At 72.0% G+C, this 14,159-nt stretch carries 13 protein-coding genes; 6 read left to right on the plus strand and 7 right to left on the minus strand.

All coding sequences use genetic code 11. The annotated features are described in order from the left end of the window. Nucleotides 1-11: 11 nt before the first annotated feature. Together Dsi01nite_RS26395 and Dsi01nite_RS26400 are read right to left on the minus strand one after the other, a co-directional pair. Nucleotides 12-1,487, minus strand: coding sequence for an endo-1,4-beta-xylanase (locus Dsi01nite_RS26395; RefSeq protein ID WP_275423418.1), 1,476 nt, complete (start codon nt 1,485-1,487; stop codon nt 12-14). Nucleotides 1,488-1,947: 460 nt separating this feature from the next. Continuing rightward, complete coding sequence (locus tag Dsi01nite_RS26400) at nt 1,948-2,973, minus strand: LacI family DNA-binding transcriptional regulator (RefSeq protein ID WP_203848942.1); 1,026 nt, start codon at nt 2,971-2,973, stop codon at nt 1,948-1,950. A gap of 267 nt (nt 2,974-3,240) precedes the next feature. On the opposite strand from Dsi01nite_RS26400, the gene Dsi01nite_RS26405 reads away from it, so the two are divergent. Then, nucleotides 3,241-3,912: a hypothetical protein gene (locus tag Dsi01nite_RS26405; RefSeq protein WP_203848943.1), complete on the plus strand. Its 672-nt coding sequence runs from the start codon at nt 3,241-3,243 to the stop codon at nt 3,910-3,912. 2 nt (nt 3,913-3,914) lie between these two features. Here Dsi01nite_RS26405 and Dsi01nite_RS26410 read toward each other — a convergent pair whose 3' ends face one another. Next, the gene (locus Dsi01nite_RS26410; protein WP_203848944.1) at nt 3,915-5,552 is read right to left on the minus strand and encodes a sigma-70 family RNA polymerase sigma factor; all 1,638 of its coding nucleotides are present in this window, start codon (nt 5,550-5,552) and stop codon (nt 3,915-3,917) included. Between the two features lie 153 nt (nt 5,553-5,705). On the opposite strand from Dsi01nite_RS26410, the gene Dsi01nite_RS26415 reads away from it, so the two are divergent. Both Dsi01nite_RS26415 and Dsi01nite_RS26420 read left to right on the plus strand, forming a co-directional pair. Next, nucleotides 5,706-7,544 (plus strand): serine hydrolase, encoded by a 1,839-nt coding sequence (locus tag Dsi01nite_RS26415; protein ID WP_203848945.1) that lies wholly within the window; start codon nt 5,706-5,708, stop codon nt 7,542-7,544. A gap of 20 nt (nt 7,545-7,564) precedes the next feature. Beyond that, the gene (locus Dsi01nite_RS26420) at nt 7,565-8,899 is read left to right on the plus strand and encodes an SMI1/KNR4 family protein (RefSeq protein ID WP_203848946.1); all 1,335 of its coding nucleotides are present in this window, start codon (nt 7,565-7,567) and stop codon (nt 8,897-8,899) included. Here the strand turns inward: Dsi01nite_RS26420 and Dsi01nite_RS26425 are convergent. The 3 genes from Dsi01nite_RS26425 to Dsi01nite_RS26435 all read right to left on the minus strand — a co-directional run bounded on the left by Dsi01nite_RS26425 (nt 8,886) and on the right by Dsi01nite_RS26435 (nt 11,378). Continuing rightward, nucleotides 8,886-9,974, minus strand: a complete 1,089-nt coding sequence (locus Dsi01nite_RS26425; protein ID WP_203848947.1) for a hypothetical protein — start codon at nt 9,972-9,974, stop codon at nt 8,886-8,888. The two genes, Dsi01nite_RS26420 and Dsi01nite_RS26425, sit on opposite strands and share 14 nt — an antisense overlap. An 81-nt stretch (nt 9,975-10,055) precedes the next feature. Next, nucleotides 10,056-11,036 (minus strand): hypothetical protein, encoded by a 981-nt coding sequence (locus Dsi01nite_RS26430; RefSeq protein ID WP_203849004.1) that lies wholly within the window; start codon nt 11,034-11,036, stop codon nt 10,056-10,058. Nucleotides 11,037-11,126: 90 nt separating this feature from the next. Further along, entirely contained in the window at nt 11,127-11,378 is a 252-nt protein-coding gene (locus Dsi01nite_RS26435; protein ID WP_203848948.1) for a PspC domain-containing protein, read from the minus strand. 132 nt (nt 11,379-11,510) lie between these two features. On the opposite strand from Dsi01nite_RS26435, the gene Dsi01nite_RS26440 reads away from it, so the two are divergent. Beyond that, on the plus strand, nt 11,511-12,182 hold the full coding sequence (locus Dsi01nite_RS26440) for a hypothetical protein (RefSeq protein ID WP_203848949.1): 672 nt from the start codon (nt 11,511-11,513) through the stop codon (nt 12,180-12,182). Here Dsi01nite_RS26440 and Dsi01nite_RS26445 read toward each other — a convergent pair. After that, nucleotides 12,161-12,796: a TetR/AcrR family transcriptional regulator gene (locus tag Dsi01nite_RS26445; RefSeq protein ID WP_203848950.1), complete on the minus strand. Its 636-nt coding sequence runs from the start codon at nt 12,794-12,796 to the stop codon at nt 12,161-12,163. The genes Dsi01nite_RS26440 and Dsi01nite_RS26445 overlap by 22 nt on opposite strands. A gap of 106 nt (nt 12,797-12,902) precedes the next feature. Between Dsi01nite_RS26445 and Dsi01nite_RS26450 the strand changes: the two genes are divergently transcribed. Further along, nucleotides 12,903-13,883 (plus strand): zinc-binding dehydrogenase, encoded by a 981-nt coding sequence (locus Dsi01nite_RS26450; protein ID WP_203848951.1) that lies wholly within the window; start codon nt 12,903-12,905, stop codon nt 13,881-13,883. 39 nt (nt 13,884-13,922) lie between these two features. After that, nucleotides 13,923-14,153, plus strand: a complete 231-nt coding sequence (locus Dsi01nite_RS26455; protein WP_203848952.1) for a hypothetical protein — start codon at nt 13,923-13,925, stop codon at nt 14,151-14,153. Nucleotides 14,154-14,159: the final 6 nt, after the last annotated feature.

The following is a 14,159-nucleotide window of genomic DNA, read 5'->3' on the forward strand; positions in this document are numbered from 1 at the left end:
GCGATCGCCGGTCAGCTCAGGCTGAAGCGCTGGTTGGCCTGGCCGTTGCAGTCGTAGAGCTGGATCTGCTGGCCGTTGCCGGTGCCCCAGACGTCCAGGCACCGGCCGGACTGCACGCCGGTGATGGTGCCGTTGCTGTTGACGTTCCACTGCTGGTTGGACTGCCCGTTGCAGCTGTAGATCTGCACCGCGGCGCCGTTGCCGGACCCGGCGGCGTCCAGGCACATGTTGCCGTACACGGTCAGCTGCCGGCTCGAGGTGGCGGTCCACTGCTGGTTGCTCTGGCCGTGGCAGTCGTACAGCTGCACCCGCGTGCCGTTGTTGTGCGACGCGTTCGGCACGTCGACGCACCGACCCGACTGCGCACCGACGATCCGTTTCGCACCGCCCGACGGGTTCGAGGGAGTGGGTGAGGCGGACGTCGTGCCGCCGGTCGGTGACGAGGTCGGCCCGACGGAGTTGAGCACGTTGAGCACGGAGTTGTAGGCGGCCTTCTTGTTGCCGCCGCCGTCGAACAGCAGCGGGCTCTCGTTGGAGCGCCACGAGTCGCTGTCCCGCACGCCCCACACGGTGATGCCGATGCAGCGGGGCACGTTGATGCATGCCTGGGTCAGCCCGGCGTACTGGCTGGTCGAGGAGTTCGTGACGTCGACCTCGGTCAGCGCGACGTCCACCCCGAGGGCCGCGAAGCTCGACAGGGTGGTCTGGAAGTTGCCCGGCAACGAGCTGCCGCCGGTGAAGTGCGTCTGCAGGCCCACGCAGTCGATCGGCACGCCGCGGGACTTGAAGTCCTGGATCATGCGGTAGACGCCCTGCGTCTTGCCGTACGACCAGTTCTCGATGTTGTAGTCGTTGTAGCAGAGCTTCACCGACGGGTCGGCGTTGCGCGCCGTGCGGAACGCGACCTCGATCCAGTCGTTGCCGGTGGCCTGCAGGTTGGAGTTGCGGCGGCTGCCGTCCTCGTTGAAGGCCTCGTTGACCACGTCCCAGGCGGCGAGCTTGCCCTTGTAGTGGCCCATCACGCCGTTGATGTGGTCGATCATCGCCTGGCGCAGGGTGCCGCCGCTGATCCCGCCCCACCAGCTCGGCTGCTGGGAGTGCCAGGCCAGGGTGTGGCCGCGGACCTTCAGGCCGCGCTGGGTGGCCCAGTTGTAGATCTGGTCACCCGAGCTGAAGTTGAAGTTCCCCCGCGAGGGCTCGGTCGTGTCGGGCTTCATCTCGTTCTCGGCGGTGATCATGTTGAACTCGCGGCCGGCGATCGTGCTGTACGTCGAGTCACCGAGCCGGCTGGCGGCGACGGCGGTGCCGAAGTACCGGCCCGACTGTGCCGCCGCCGCACCCAGGGTGCTCGCGGCGGCGTTGGCGGTGGGGATCATCATCACCGCGCCGGTCGCCGCTGCCGTGGCGACGACGGCGGCGATCGCCAGCCTGACCCGGAGCGTTCGTCTCCGTGGGGTGTGGGCGGCGTGAAGAGGTCTTGCTGCCACTGCGGACTCCTTGTCGGTTCTGTCCGGGACGCCGGCCATCGCGCGCACGGCGGCCCAGCCGCCGTGCGCACAGAGGGGTGTCGGTGATGTCGCACGACCCGGACCAGTGAACGGTGGGCTTCAATGCCTCGCCATGCTCACACGGCAATTTCAAGGGGACAATACTTTCCGAAACTCTTTCGAGAGCGTACGGGTGAAATGCGAGTCTCGGCGGGAGATCGGGGTTACCGTTCACAATGCGATCGGCGACACATCTTCGCAGCTAGAAGGCGGTCTGTCCACGTGCGCGGCCATCGCTCGGACGGGTCCGGCTCTGAAACTTTCGGAGTTACGACACCGATTGTTGCGACCTGGATCGGAGTGAACGCGGCGCATTCCTCGACGCGAAGATCGACAATGCGTCGCGCGACTTCAGTAGGCGTCGCCGCATAACACTTTTTCTGATCCGTCGGGGTGGGGATCAGCGCGCCGGCGCGGCGGTGCTGTGCCGGACGACCAGGGACGGGGCGACGACCGGATCCGCAGCTGAACGCGCCGGGCCCTCCAGCCGGTCCGCCTCGATGAGCCGCAGCAGCGCCGCCATGCAGCGCCGGCCGACCTCGTCGAAGTCCTGGCGGACCGTCGTCAGCGGTGGGGAGAGATACGCCGCCTCGGGGATGTCGTCGAACCCGACGATGCTCACGTCGTCCGGGACCCGGATCCCGCGTTCGTGGAAGGCGCTCATCATGCCGAGGGCCATCTGGTCGTTGCCGGCGAACACGGCTGTCACGTCGCCCCGCGCCGCCAGCCGCATCCCCGCCTCATGACCTGACCGGGCGCTCCAGTCTCCGGTCATCAACGGCGGGACGGGCGAGCCCGCCGCCACGAGTGCCGCCCGCCAGCCGTCGATCCGGCCCCGGGTCTCCAGCCAGTCACGTGGCCCCGACAGGTGCCACACCGTCCGGTGCCCGAGCCGCAGCAGGTGCTCCACCGCCATCCGCGCGCCGGCGATCTGATTGACCGAGATCGTCGGGATGGCACCGCCGGTGTCGGCCTCCACCGCAACGGCCGGCATGCCCGCGGGCATGTTGCGCAAGGCCGCCGTGGCAGCTGTCTGCGGCGCGATGACCACGACCCCGGCGACCGACTGCTCCGCGAGCGCCCCGGTCGCCGACATCACCGCGGGGCGATCGATCCGTTCGACGGTGGCGATACTGACGCCATACCCGGCGGTGCGGGCCGCGCGCTCGACGCCGAGCAGGGTCGCCGCGGGCCCGTACAGGAGCGTGTCGAAGCTGACCACCCCGACGATCCGCGACCGGCGCCCCGCCAGCCCCCGTGCCATCGCGTTGGGTCGATAGCCAAGCTGGCGGACCGCGTCCAGCACGCGCTGCCGGGTGGTCTGGCTGACGCTCGGGTGGTCGTTGAGCACCCGCGACACCGTCTGATGCGACACCCCGGCGAGGCGCGCGACGTCGTACACGACCGCCGGACGACGCTGCACCATCACGCCGGACCGGTCTTCATGGATGCCGATGCTAACGGTGCCGCAACACGCTTGCGGCGCGCCGTTCGGCCCCTCTTCACCAACCGGGACATGGCCCGAAATCCGCCGAAAAACGTGTTATAGCGCGGGCCTGTCGGGAGTCGCCGGCCGCTGTCCCCGACTCCCGGGACCGCGGGAACTCCTCCCGGCGCGCGGGAATCGATGCCCTGGCCTGGCTCCGCTGCCCGGTCGCAGGCTTGGCCCATGCACACACTGACACAGACAGATATGCACGCACCGGCCGACCGGCACGACATCCGGCTGCGGCGATACGGACTCGCCGCGGCCGCGCTCGTCGCTCCGTGGCTCATCGTCGCCTGCAACACCGGGTGGGCGATGGCGCAGGCGGCCGGCGCGAGCGACGAGACCGGCGCCGACGCCCTCGCGGCCGCGGCGGCGCACCCGGCCCTGCTGCGCAACGTGGTCCTGTTCGGCATGCTCGGCGCGCTGCTCATGGTTCCCGCCACGCTGGGTGCCGCCCGCGTGGCCGGGCGCGGCGCGGCCAGGCTGGCGTTCGTCGCCGGCACGCTGACGGCCGCCGGCTACGCCTGCTACCAGGCCGTGCTGCTCACCGATCTCACCACGTTGGCGATGGTGCGGGTCGGTGGGCCGATGGCCGGCTTCGCCGCCGTGCTGGACACGCGGCAGCAGGACGCGGCCGGGACCTGGGTGTTCCTGCTGTTCGTGCTCGGCAACATCGTCGGCACGTTCCTGCTCGGCCTGGCGCTGTGGCGGTCGCGGTCGGTCGCCCGCTGGGCCGCCGCCGCGGTCATGCTCTGGCCTCCGATGCACGTCGCCGGTCTCGTCGCCGGCGTCGAGTGGTTCGAGGTCGCCGGGGCAGCGGTCCAGGGAATCGGCTTCGCCGCGGTGGGCGTACACCTCCTGCGCCGCACCGGCTGAGGTCAGCGGCGGGCGCACGGGTTCGGAGCAGTCCTGTTGCCGCTGCTCAGCGACCGGCCGTCGGCCAGGGTCGCGGTGACCGACCAGGTGACCTGGGACGCGGTCAGACCGGTGACGGTCGAGGTGGCCCGGGTCGGCCCCACCGACATGGACCGGGTCGCACCGGCGCCGGCCTGCCAGTGCAGCGTGGCACCGCGGAACTGTCCACTGTCGATGGTCGCGGTCACGGACAGCGCGTAGGTCCGCCCGTCCGGGCACGCCGCCCTCCCGTCGACGTTCAGGCGGGGGAGCGGCACGGTGCGGGCGGGCGGCGGTGTGGATGCCCGGGTTGCCGCAGGCGTCGTCGTCCGGGGCGCGGGGCCGGTCGCGCTCGGCGGTGCGCCGGCCCGGTCGTTCATGCCCGGATCACCAAGCCCGGACGGTGTCGCCGCCGGCGTCGTGCCGGTGGCGGAGACCTCTGTGGCGGCAACGCCGTTGGGAGTGATGCTGCTGGACGCCGGCGTCACCGCGGGGCCGGCTGCGACGGGTGCGGCAGTCGCGTCGCGGGGCGCGGCGACGGCGTCGCCGGGCGCCTCGGACCGGGCCAGGGCCGCGCCGAGGCAGGCCAGCACCAGGGTCGCCGTCAGGACCATCGTCCGGCCCCGCCGGCGCGCGCTCGGCCGATGCTCCCGTGCGGCCGCCGACTGCGCGGCCCCGGGCGTCGGTTGGGCCGGGCCGGGCGTCGGTTGGGCGGGGCCGGGCGTCGGCTGGGTCGCGTCGGACGTTGGTCTGGCGGGGCCGGGCGTTGGCTGGGTGGCGCCGGGCGTTGGTTGGGCGGGGCCGGGTGTCGGTTGGGTGGCGTCGGGCGTTGGCTGGGCTGCGGTCAGTTGCAGGTCCGGTCCGGCGGACGGGATCGTCGCGGTGGCCGCGCCCAGGGCGGCCAGCGCCGCCAGCACCGAAACGGCCCGCAGCTGCCGGTCGCGGCGCCCGGTGCACGCCGCGCACCCGCGCAGATGCCGGTTGATCCGCTTGCGCAGCAACGGGTCCAGCCGCCCGTCCCACCCCGGCAGCAGCGCCGACAGCGCCGGGCACGCGGCCGCGGTCCGCGCCGTCAGCAGCGCGCCGAGCGACGACCGGAACTGCTCCCGCGCCCGCGACAACCGGGCGTGCGCATGGTCGGTGCTCACGCGCAGCACCGCCGCGAGCTCCGCCGCCGACGCGTCGCCGGCCACGGACAGCGCGAGCACCGCCCGATCCGCCTCGCCGAGCCCGTCGAGGACGGCCCGCACCAACGCCTTCGCGTCGACGGACCGCACCGCCGCGTCGATCTCGTCCCGGGTCGACGGAGGCTCCACCCCAAGGGGAACGGTCGCCGTGCGCCGGCGGAGACCGGCGAGGCACTCGCGCCGGGCGATCGTGAAGAGCCACGGCCGGAGCCGGTCCGGATCGCGCAACTGCCCGGCGTGCTCGGCGGCGATGACGAACGTGTCGTGCACGACGTCGTCGGCGGCGTCCGCGTCGCGGAGCAGGGCCGCGGCGAAGGCACGCAGCGCCGGGGCGTAGCGGCGGTACGCGCCCTCGAGTCCCCGCAGGTCACCCGCCACCATCGCGGCGACCAGCGCACGGTCGCCGGGCGTGGTGACAGGCTCCGTCGCGTCCATGGCGGCGAACGTAGCCGAGTCGCGCTGTCAGATCATGGTCTGTCGATCGGTGCCACCACCGGCCTGGTGTCGGGTTCCGGTCACCGGCGAAGCGTTGGTCCCCGCCCCCGCGCCGCCTCGTAGGGGACAGCACCCTACGAGAGGAGCGTGGCAATGCACCGCAGCACAGCAGCCGCACTGGTCGGCGTCGTGATCGCCGGGACCGTGCTGGGCACCGCGGCGCCGGCCGCCGCGGCGGCCGTCCCCGACCCCGAGCGGTACTCCGTCGAGCCGGCCGGTTGGGGGTGGAAGTTCAGCGCGGACAAGGCCACCATCAACGCCTGGGCGGACCGCAACGACATGCGCATCACCGACGTCGAGGTCCTCACCCCGTCGACGTTCACCGTGGTGATGGTCCGCAACGCCGGGGTGTTCAAGCGGGGGCTCAGCGGCACCCAGTCGTGGACGACCGACCTGACCGAGGGGCAGCTCGTGGAGCTGCCCGGCAATCGGCCGCTGGACATCGAGCGGTACACGTCCGACGGGCAGACGCGGTTCGCCGCCGCGCTCGTGGACAACAGCGGCGCGAACCACCACGACTACAAGATCTACCTGAACAGCACGAAGTCCTACATCGACGGCAAGGTCGCGTCCTGGAACGGACGGGTCACCGACATCGACCCGACGACGCCCGAACGGTTCGACACCATCCTGCTGAAGAACGCCGGTGTCGACGCGATGCCGACCTGGTGGTACCCGGCGCAGACCGCCGAACAGATCGGCAAGCTCCTGGAGACCAACAAGGCCCGGCTGGTCGACATCGAACCGGACGGCAAGGACACGTTCACCGTCGTGATGGTCGCCGCCAAGGGCGAATACTGGTGGTGGCACCCGGCGGCCACCCAGCAGCAGGTCCTCGACCTGCAGGCACAGAACGGGATGCGCATCATCCACCTGAAGCGGTACACGGCCGGCACCGGCGACACCCGCTACGCCGTCATCTACCTCGACACGCTCGACCCGGCGTCGGTACAGGCGCGCCAGGCGATGTGGCCGGCGGCCGGTGACGCGGCGTTCGGCTTCTACCTCAAGCGGGTCGACGGTGCCGTGTACAACTCGCTGCAGGCGGACAAGACGTTCGAGCCGGCGAGCATGCTGAAGGCCCTGCACCACATCACCGCCATGCTCGCCGTACACGACGGCAACATGGCACTGGCGGCCGGCGTCAGCTGGTACCGCAACCCGAACGACCCCGACAACAAGGACGTGTGCGCCTACGACGACAACGGCGCGGCCCTGACGTCCCTGCCCGTCGCGGACACGCTGTCGATGGTGCTGCAGGGCATGATGCAGGTGTCCGACAACCGCAAGACCGACGCGATCTACGACTTCTTCGGCCCGGCCGCGATCAACCAGACCGCGGCGACCCTCGGGATGACGGGCACCACCCTCAACCATCGCATCGGCTGCACCTGGAAGGCGCCCGGTCAGGTCGCCGCGGCCAACGAACTCACGCTCACCGACGAGGGCCGGCTGTTCGAGTCGGTGTACCGCGCGAACAACCCGGTCCTCGGCACCGGCGCCGACCGCGACGCCTTCGCCGCGCTGATGTCCAGCGGCCTGGGCTCCTTCCTGCCGGTCGTGGACGAGGAGGCGGCGAAGCTGGGCAAGTCCGCGGCCGTGGCGCAGGCGTTCAAGGACGCGATGCGTGGGGCGTACAAGAACGGCGGCTACGTCAACGGCGCACCCAACGCCGCCTGCGACGACACCGGCTGCACCGCGCTGCTGATGCGCAGCACCGGAGGCGGCGCCGTCTCCCTGCCCGTCAAGCAGAACAACACCACCGCATACCGCACCTTCGTCTACGGCGCGTTCTTCGACGGCGTCTGGGACTGCGGCCCCGGCGACGACAAGAACTGCGGGCCGGAATGGGACGCGCTCGGCCCGGCGCGCGGGGCGGCCTACCAGGCGATGCTCAGAGCCCACATCAATGCCGCCCTGTCGACCTGGTGACCCGCGTTTAAGATCGGCCGATGGTCATCGAGCCGCTGCACGACCCGGACGCCTGGCGTCCCTTCGTGGCGGCGCTGCTGCGCAGCGCCCCGCCCGGCGTCCGGGAGACCGAGTTCGTCGGCACCCTGTCGCCGGGCGGGTTCGGCGGTTCGACGGTGCACGACGGCGACCGGCAGCTGAGTGGGCTGGACCTCGACCGGGGCGACCGGCCGATGGACGCGCTCCGCCCGCTCGCCAAGCTGACCGACGGGCGGGAGGTGGCGATCCGGGTCGTGGCAAGGAGTGCCGGCGACGGGCTGGTCAGCGTCGTGGCCGCGGCGCCGCAGGTCACGTTCGGGATGGGCAACCCGGTCCTGGAAGCGCTTCTGCTCGTGCCCGGCGCGGACCCCGAGCCGTTCCGGCGCACCCCGGTGCACCACGACGGCGTGGCCGTGTCGCCGGACGCCGACGCGGCCGCGGTCACGGCGCTGGTGCGTGAGCTGCTGCCGGACGCACAGCCGGCGAGCCCAGCGGCGCTGGCGGAGGCCGAGTCGCGGCTGGGCGCCGCGCTGCCCGACGACGTGCGGGCGCTGTACCTCGCTGCGGACTCCGGTGAGCTGATCCTGCCGCCACGCGACAAGAACCGCTTCTACGGCCTGCAGATCGTCGGCCTGGAGGATGCGGCGGCCCGGGCCTACCTCGAGCCGAAGGCGCGGTATCTGTCGTGGACCCACGGTGCGACCGAGGTCGTCGGGCCCGATCCGCACGGGCGGGTGCAGGCCCTTGCGTCGTCGCCGGCCTGGTTCGTCGTCGGCGACGACTGGGGCGGCAATCTGTACGTCGTCGACCTCGCACCGGGACCGCGCGGCACCGTCGGTCAGGTGCTGTTCGTCGACCACGAGCTGAGTTCGGGAGCGCAGTGGGTCGCGCCGTCGCTGACCGAGCTGCTCCTCCGACGTCCCGCCGACATCGCAGGGCAGGGCCCTGAAGGCGGGCTGCTGGTCCGGGTTGGACGGCGCACCGGCGTGACCCTCGCCGCGGTCCGCCCGGAGACCGAGGTCCTGTACGTCCGCGGCGGACCGGTCGATCTGGCGCCACTGGCCGGCCACTCGCGGATCCGTACCCTGGCAACCTCGTCGGATGCGGTCACCGACCTGTCCGCGGTCACCGGGTTGCCCGCCCTGGAATTCCTCGAGCTCGACGTCGCCGGATGGCAGCAGTTGCTGCGCGCGGGACGCGTCCCGCCGACGCTGTTGGCGGCCGGGCTGCGCGGCCATGCCGACTGGCAGGCCACCGTGGAGGTGGTCAACGGCCTGCTCACACTGCGTGGCCAGCCGGTGTTGGACGTGACCGAGATCCCGGTCAGCTCACCGTGACCGTGAGGACGCAGTGCTGATCGCCGCGCTGGGTGAAGTGCGGCAGGACCAGCTTCCACGTGATGCTGAGCTTCCGGCCGGACGCCATCGCCGCGGGCACGTCGGTCACCATCTCGAACACCGCGCTGCCGCCGGCCGGGATGCCGGTGAGCGGTCGGCAGTTCAGCCGGTACAGCTGGGACGTGTTCACGGCATCGTGCTTCGCGTCGCCCTGGGAGAACCGTTCCAGCAGGTAGCCCGGGCACGGGTCCAGGGCCAGCGGGCTCTTGGTGGGGTTGGCGAGCGTGACCCGGAAGGCGATCCGCTCACCCGCCGCGGCGCTCGACGGGCCCTTGACGGAAACGGTCAACTGGTCCAGCGGCGAGGCGGCCGGCGTCGACACGGCGACGGGCTCGGTGAACCCGCTCGCCGACAGCGTCGGCCGGGCGTTCGGGTTGACCCACTCGCCCTGCGGGCACTTCGGGGTGTCGGCGACGGCGACCGAGGCGCGCAGCGTGCCACCGCCGTGCGGGACCTGGATCGCGAGCTCCAGCGCGCCGTCGGTCGGCTGGCAGAACGGACCCGACCAGTCCAGGCGCTGGCTCGCGTGCCCACCGGCGGGCACGGCGACCACCCGGCTGCGGCCTTCTTCGTTGATGTCGTGGGTGTACAGCATGGGAATCTCACGCCCGCCGGCGAGCATCGTCGTCGGGACCTCGCCCTGCAGGGTGCACTCGACCGCTGAGGTGTTCAGGACGTCGACCTCGCCGATGAGCTTGCCGATGGCGGCGTCCCAGCCCCTCGGCGTCTCACCGCCGGTGCCGGGGCGCACCCAGGAGGCGAGCCGGCCGGACAGCTGCTCCGCCCGGCACGGCTTGCTGCCCGGCGCCGGGGTCCGCGGGCCGGGCGGCTTGCCGTTGAGGTCCTCGTCCTTGATCCGCAGGTCGGCCCAGGGGACGGTGCCGTCGGCGAGCAGGGAGGCGGGTGCCGTCTGCTCGCTCGTCGTCTCCGGCCGGCCGGGGCCGGCGTCGGGGTCGGCGCAGGCCGAGGCGGCGGCGAGCACGGTCAGCAGCATGAGCAGCGGCATTCGGCGCATGCCGCCACCCTGACACGGTGTTGCGGACGGGGGCCTGAGTAGGCCGACTCAGATGCCACTAGGTCGACAACGCGGGTCCGGTTACTGGATGTCCTCGATGAACGGGGTGCCGGGGCAGCGGACGCAGACGAAGATCCGCATCGCGCCGTAGTGGCCGATCAGGACGCCGGTCGGCTCGTCCGGCTCCCGGTCGCCGCTCGACCAGCCGCCGCCGCACTCGGAGGTGGCGATGACCAGGGCAAGCCTGGTGCGGCCGGCGCACGTCGAGCACGGCGTCGGCCGGAACCCGGTCGTCGGCCACGTCGTGTAGCCGCCGGCCTTCCAGCCCGGGGCGACAGCCAGCGCGTCGTAGTTGGCGTTCCACGACTCGACCTCTTGGCGTAGCCGGGGCGGCAGCTCGGCGAGCGGCGCATGCTCCACGACCCGCTCCGGCGACAGCCGGCACGTTCGCAGCGCGTACCGCGGGTGGTCCACCTCCGACACCGGCTGGACGGTGAGCGGGTCGATGACGTCGGCCTGGCGGCGCCAGCGCAGGCGAACCACCGGACCCCAGGGCGGGCCCTTGTGCTGCGCCGGGCACCACAGCACCTGCAGTAGATCGACGCCCTTCGGTCGGGGCAGGTCCGGCACGTCGGCGGCGCGTAGCTGCGCCACCGGCAGCAGCGGGTTGCGCGGCTGGTGGCGGCGCCACAGCGTCCGCTGCCCGACGGTCCGGCCGTCTGCCGTCTCGATCCAGCCGGTGTACCCGCCGCCGACCGCGCGTCGCAGATCCCGGTCCAGGGCGGGACCGTCGTCAACCGGCTGCCCGGCGCGCCGGCTCGCGGCGGCGGCACGCATCCGCTCGACGAGGTCGTCCGGCAGCGGCACCTGGTCCTCGACCTCGCGCTTGTCGCCGCATGTCGGCCACGGCTCGTCCGCCGGCCACAGCAGGGGTCCGCCCACGTGACTGTCGTGCATCGTCACGTCGGCGGGCCGCGGATGCAGCCGGGTCGCGGTGCGGGAATGCCGGGCCAGCGCCGGGAACCGCTGCAGGGCCTCGGCGGACGGCGGCGACGTGATCACCACGGCATCGTAATCCGGATGATCGGCGTCGCCGCGCTGCAGTGTCGACCATGATGGCCTGACGGCGACCACCTCGTGGAGCGGAGCGGATCAGGCGCTCGTCATCGTCGGCGCCGGTTCGACCTTCGGCGCGACCTCCGCCGGCATGATGATCCACAAGATCGGGTAGATGAAGAACTGCGTGCCGGGGATGGCCAGCAGCAGCAGGACGAACAGCAGCCGGGCCGGCCACGGGTCGATGCCGAAGCGGCGCCCCAGCCCGGCGCAGACGCCGCCGAGCACCCGTCCGTGCACCGGCCGCACCAGGTCGTGCTGGCGCATCGTGCCGTGAACGGTGTCCATGATGTCTTCTCCTTCGCTCGTGTTCGATGGTTCAACTGTCGCGGCTGCGGGGTGCCCGGGCATCGGGGAACGCCCCGGGCCGTCCCCGGATCCGGACCACCTACGGGTCGACCGCGCTCTATGATCGATGCCGTGACGGCGCCGGAACCGCAGTCTGACCATCGGGACGTCGAGGCGGCGCTGCGGCGGGAGGGGTGGACCCCGTGCGGGGCAGGTGACTGGGCGATCGCGCTCCGCTCGCCCGACGGCGCGACGGCCGCGCGGATCAGCCCGTTCGACCCGACCGGTCCATACGCGGCGGCCCTGTACACGCAGGCCGCGCCGACCCGCCAGGTCCCGGCACTGTTCGCGCACCGCCGGCTGCTCGGCGGCGGCGACCTGCAACTCCTGGAATGGCTCGAACCCGTCGCCGGGGCGGAGGCCGCCGCGTTCCACCGGGCGATCGCCGAGCGCGCCCCGGAGGTCGCCGACCTGGCCGACATCGTGCACCGGGTCCACGAGCAGGCCCGGCGCGAGCTGCCGTGGTGCGGGCCGCTGGACGACAACCCGGCCAACGTCATGCGCGCCGCGGACGGTCGGCTCGTCGTCATCGACCTGTTCTACGCCGACGGCCCGAACCTGTACGCGACCGCGGAAACCGACCCCGATCTGGTCGTCGCCCGGATTCCCGAGGCCGAGCGCCGGTTCATGACCGAGATCCCCCTAACCGGCTCCGGCCCGTGGGATCCCGCGGCGCGAGCGGCGCTGCGCGCGAGGCTCGCGGCCGCCGACGCCCGCAATCCTCAGGGCGTCTCGTCCGCCTGAGGTGGTGCGGGAGGCGCGAGAGTGTCCCAGGCGGCCATTGCGCAGCTGACGACCGTTTCCAGCTCGGCGCGGGTGGCGCCGTCCCGGGCCTGGACGGACAGGCCCTGCACCATCGTCGTGTAGTAGCGCGCGATGCCGTCGAGGGTGTCGGGCGGCGCGGTGAGGTCGCCGTCGGTGATGCCGCGGGCGAGCCGGTGCTTGATGGTGTCGTGCATGTCGCGCCGGCGGTCGGCCAGAAACTCGCGGACCGTGTGGTTTTCCACGGTGCCGGTGGCCGCGGCGAGGATGAGCATGCAGTAGTGCGGCGTGTCGGGTCCGGTGATCTGGTCGGCGGTGGCGCGGAGCATGGCGTGGACCGCTTCGCGGGCGGTCGGCTGTTCGCGCAGCGCCCGCCGGGGCGGCTCGCCGGCGGTTGCGCCGTACAGCGCCATGACCCGGCGGAACAGTTCCTCCTTGCTGCCGAAGCAGGCATAGATGCTGGGGGAGGCGATGCCCATGGCCTGGGCCAGGTCGTTGATCGAGGTGCCCTCGTAGCCGCGCTCCCAGAACAGGTCGAGCGCCTGGCGCAGGGCGGTGTCCGGATCGAAGGTGCGTGGGCGGCCGCGGGTGGCCATTCGGTCTGCCTCCAGCTTTTGTTTGGCGTTCGATCAACTTTAGCTTGACCGGTGCGGCGGAGCGATGGCATCGTTTGTTTATTGTTCGATAAACAAAGGAGCCGGCATGCGTGCCTTGCAGCAGACGTCAGTGGACGGCCCACAGGATCTGCGCCTGATCCCTGACGCGCCGGTGCCGACCCCGGGTGCCGGCGAACTGCTGCTCCGGGTCACCGCCGCCGGCGTCAACTATGTCGACGTCTCGCAGGCCCGCGGCACGTTCGCCGGTGGGCCGCAGCCGCCGTATCTGGCCGGCATCGAGGGTGTCGGCGAGGTCGTCGCCGTCGGCGAGGCGGTGACCAGCGCGGCGCTCGGTGACCACGTCGTCGGCGTGGCCATCGGCGGCGGCGCGTTCGCCGAGTACCTGCTGCTGCCTGCGCCGGCCGCGGTGCCCGTACCCACCGGATGGACCGACGAGCAGGCGCTGGGTCTGCTGGTGAACTGGCCGACCGCACTGGCCGCCCTCCGGCCGCTGGGCGGGATCACCGCGGGCCAGACCGTGCTGATCCACGCCGCGGCCGGCGGGACCGGCCAGGCCGCGATGCGCGTGGCGAAGCACTACGGCGCGACGGTGATCGCCGCGGCGTCGCCGGCCAAGCACGAGACGGTCCGCGCGCTGGGCGCCGACCACGTCATCGACTCCCGCGCGACCGGCATCGCCGCCGAGGTGCTGCGGTTGACCGGCGGTGCGGGTGCCGATCTGGTGCTCGAGTCGGGCGGCGGTGCCACCCTGGAGGCCAGCCTGGCCGCGGCCAAGCGGGTCACCGGCCGGGTCGTCGTCTACGGCCTGGCCGGCGGGGAGGCCGCGATCACCAACTGGGACCTGGTCTACAGGCACCAGGTCCACGTCATCGGCCTGAACATCGGCGTGCTGATGCAGACGGCACCACAGATCTTCGGAGCGCTCATGGGCGAGCTGTTCGAGCTCATCGGTGCCGGCGTCCTCGTCCCCGCCCGGCCCACCGTCTATGACCTGGCCGACGGACCGAAGGCGCTCGCGGAACTGGAGGCGCGGGCCACGATTGGCAAGCTGGCGCTGCGGCCCTGACGCCCTCCTGGGCTTGCGGCCATGGTCGATGATCGACCCATGAAGTACAGCGGTGTGTGCACCAAGTGCCGTGCGTCGGACATCGTTCGTATCCCAGGACAGACAGGTGCCTATGGATCTGGCAACAACATCCAGATCGGAGTCTGGAGCACCCCCATCCCGGTCTCCCGCTATGTCTGCCTGAACTGTGGCTTCGCCGAGGAGTGGGTGGACGCGCCACAGCACCTCGCCAAGCTCCGCGAGAAGTTCGGGCCAACCAGCAGGCAGTAATGGTCG

Source organism: Dactylosporangium siamense, from assembly GCF_016862795.1.
In the GTDB taxonomy this organism is placed as follows: Bacteria; Actinomycetota; Actinomycetes; order Mycobacteriales; family Micromonosporaceae; genus Dactylosporangium; species Dactylosporangium siamense.

What these genes read in the sequence shown, in the direction of transcription:
- Dsi01nite_RS26445 (WP_203848950.1), bottom strand. Translation starts at nt 12,796, where the DNA reads ATGGCCACCCGCGGCCGCCCACGCACCTTCGATCCGGACACCGCCCTG.
- Dsi01nite_RS26420 (WP_203848946.1), top strand. Translation starts at nt 7,565, where the DNA reads ATGGTCATCGAGCCGCTGCACGACCCGGACGCCTGGCGTCCCTTCGTG.
- Dsi01nite_RS26450 (WP_203848951.1), top strand. Translation starts at nt 12,903, where the DNA reads ATGCGTGCCTTGCAGCAGACGTCAGTGGACGGCCCACAGGATCTGCGC.
- Dsi01nite_RS26410 (WP_203848944.1), bottom strand. Translation starts at nt 5,552, where the DNA reads ATGGACGCGACGGAGCCTGTCACCACGCCCGGCGACCGTGCGCTGGTC.
- Dsi01nite_RS26425 (WP_203848947.1), bottom strand. Translation starts at nt 9,974, where the DNA reads ATGCGCCGAATGCCGCTGCTCATGCTGCTGACCGTGCTCGCCGCCGCC.
- Dsi01nite_RS26400 (WP_203848942.1), bottom strand. Translation starts at nt 2,973, where the DNA reads ATGGTGCAGCGTCGTCCGGCGGTCGTGTACGACGTCGCGCGCCTCGCC.
- Dsi01nite_RS26435 (WP_203848948.1), bottom strand. Translation starts at nt 11,378, where the DNA reads ATGGACACCGTTCACGGCACGATGCGCCAGCACGACCTGGTGCGGCCG.
- Dsi01nite_RS26455 (WP_203848952.1), top strand. Translation starts at nt 13,923, where the DNA reads ATGAAGTACAGCGGTGTGTGCACCAAGTGCCGTGCGTCGGACATCGTT.
- Dsi01nite_RS26415 (WP_203848945.1), top strand. Translation starts at nt 5,706, where the DNA reads ATGCACCGCAGCACAGCAGCCGCACTGGTCGGCGTCGTGATCGCCGGG.
- Dsi01nite_RS26405 (WP_203848943.1), top strand. Translation starts at nt 3,241, where the DNA reads ATGCACGCACCGGCCGACCGGCACGACATCCGGCTGCGGCGATACGGA.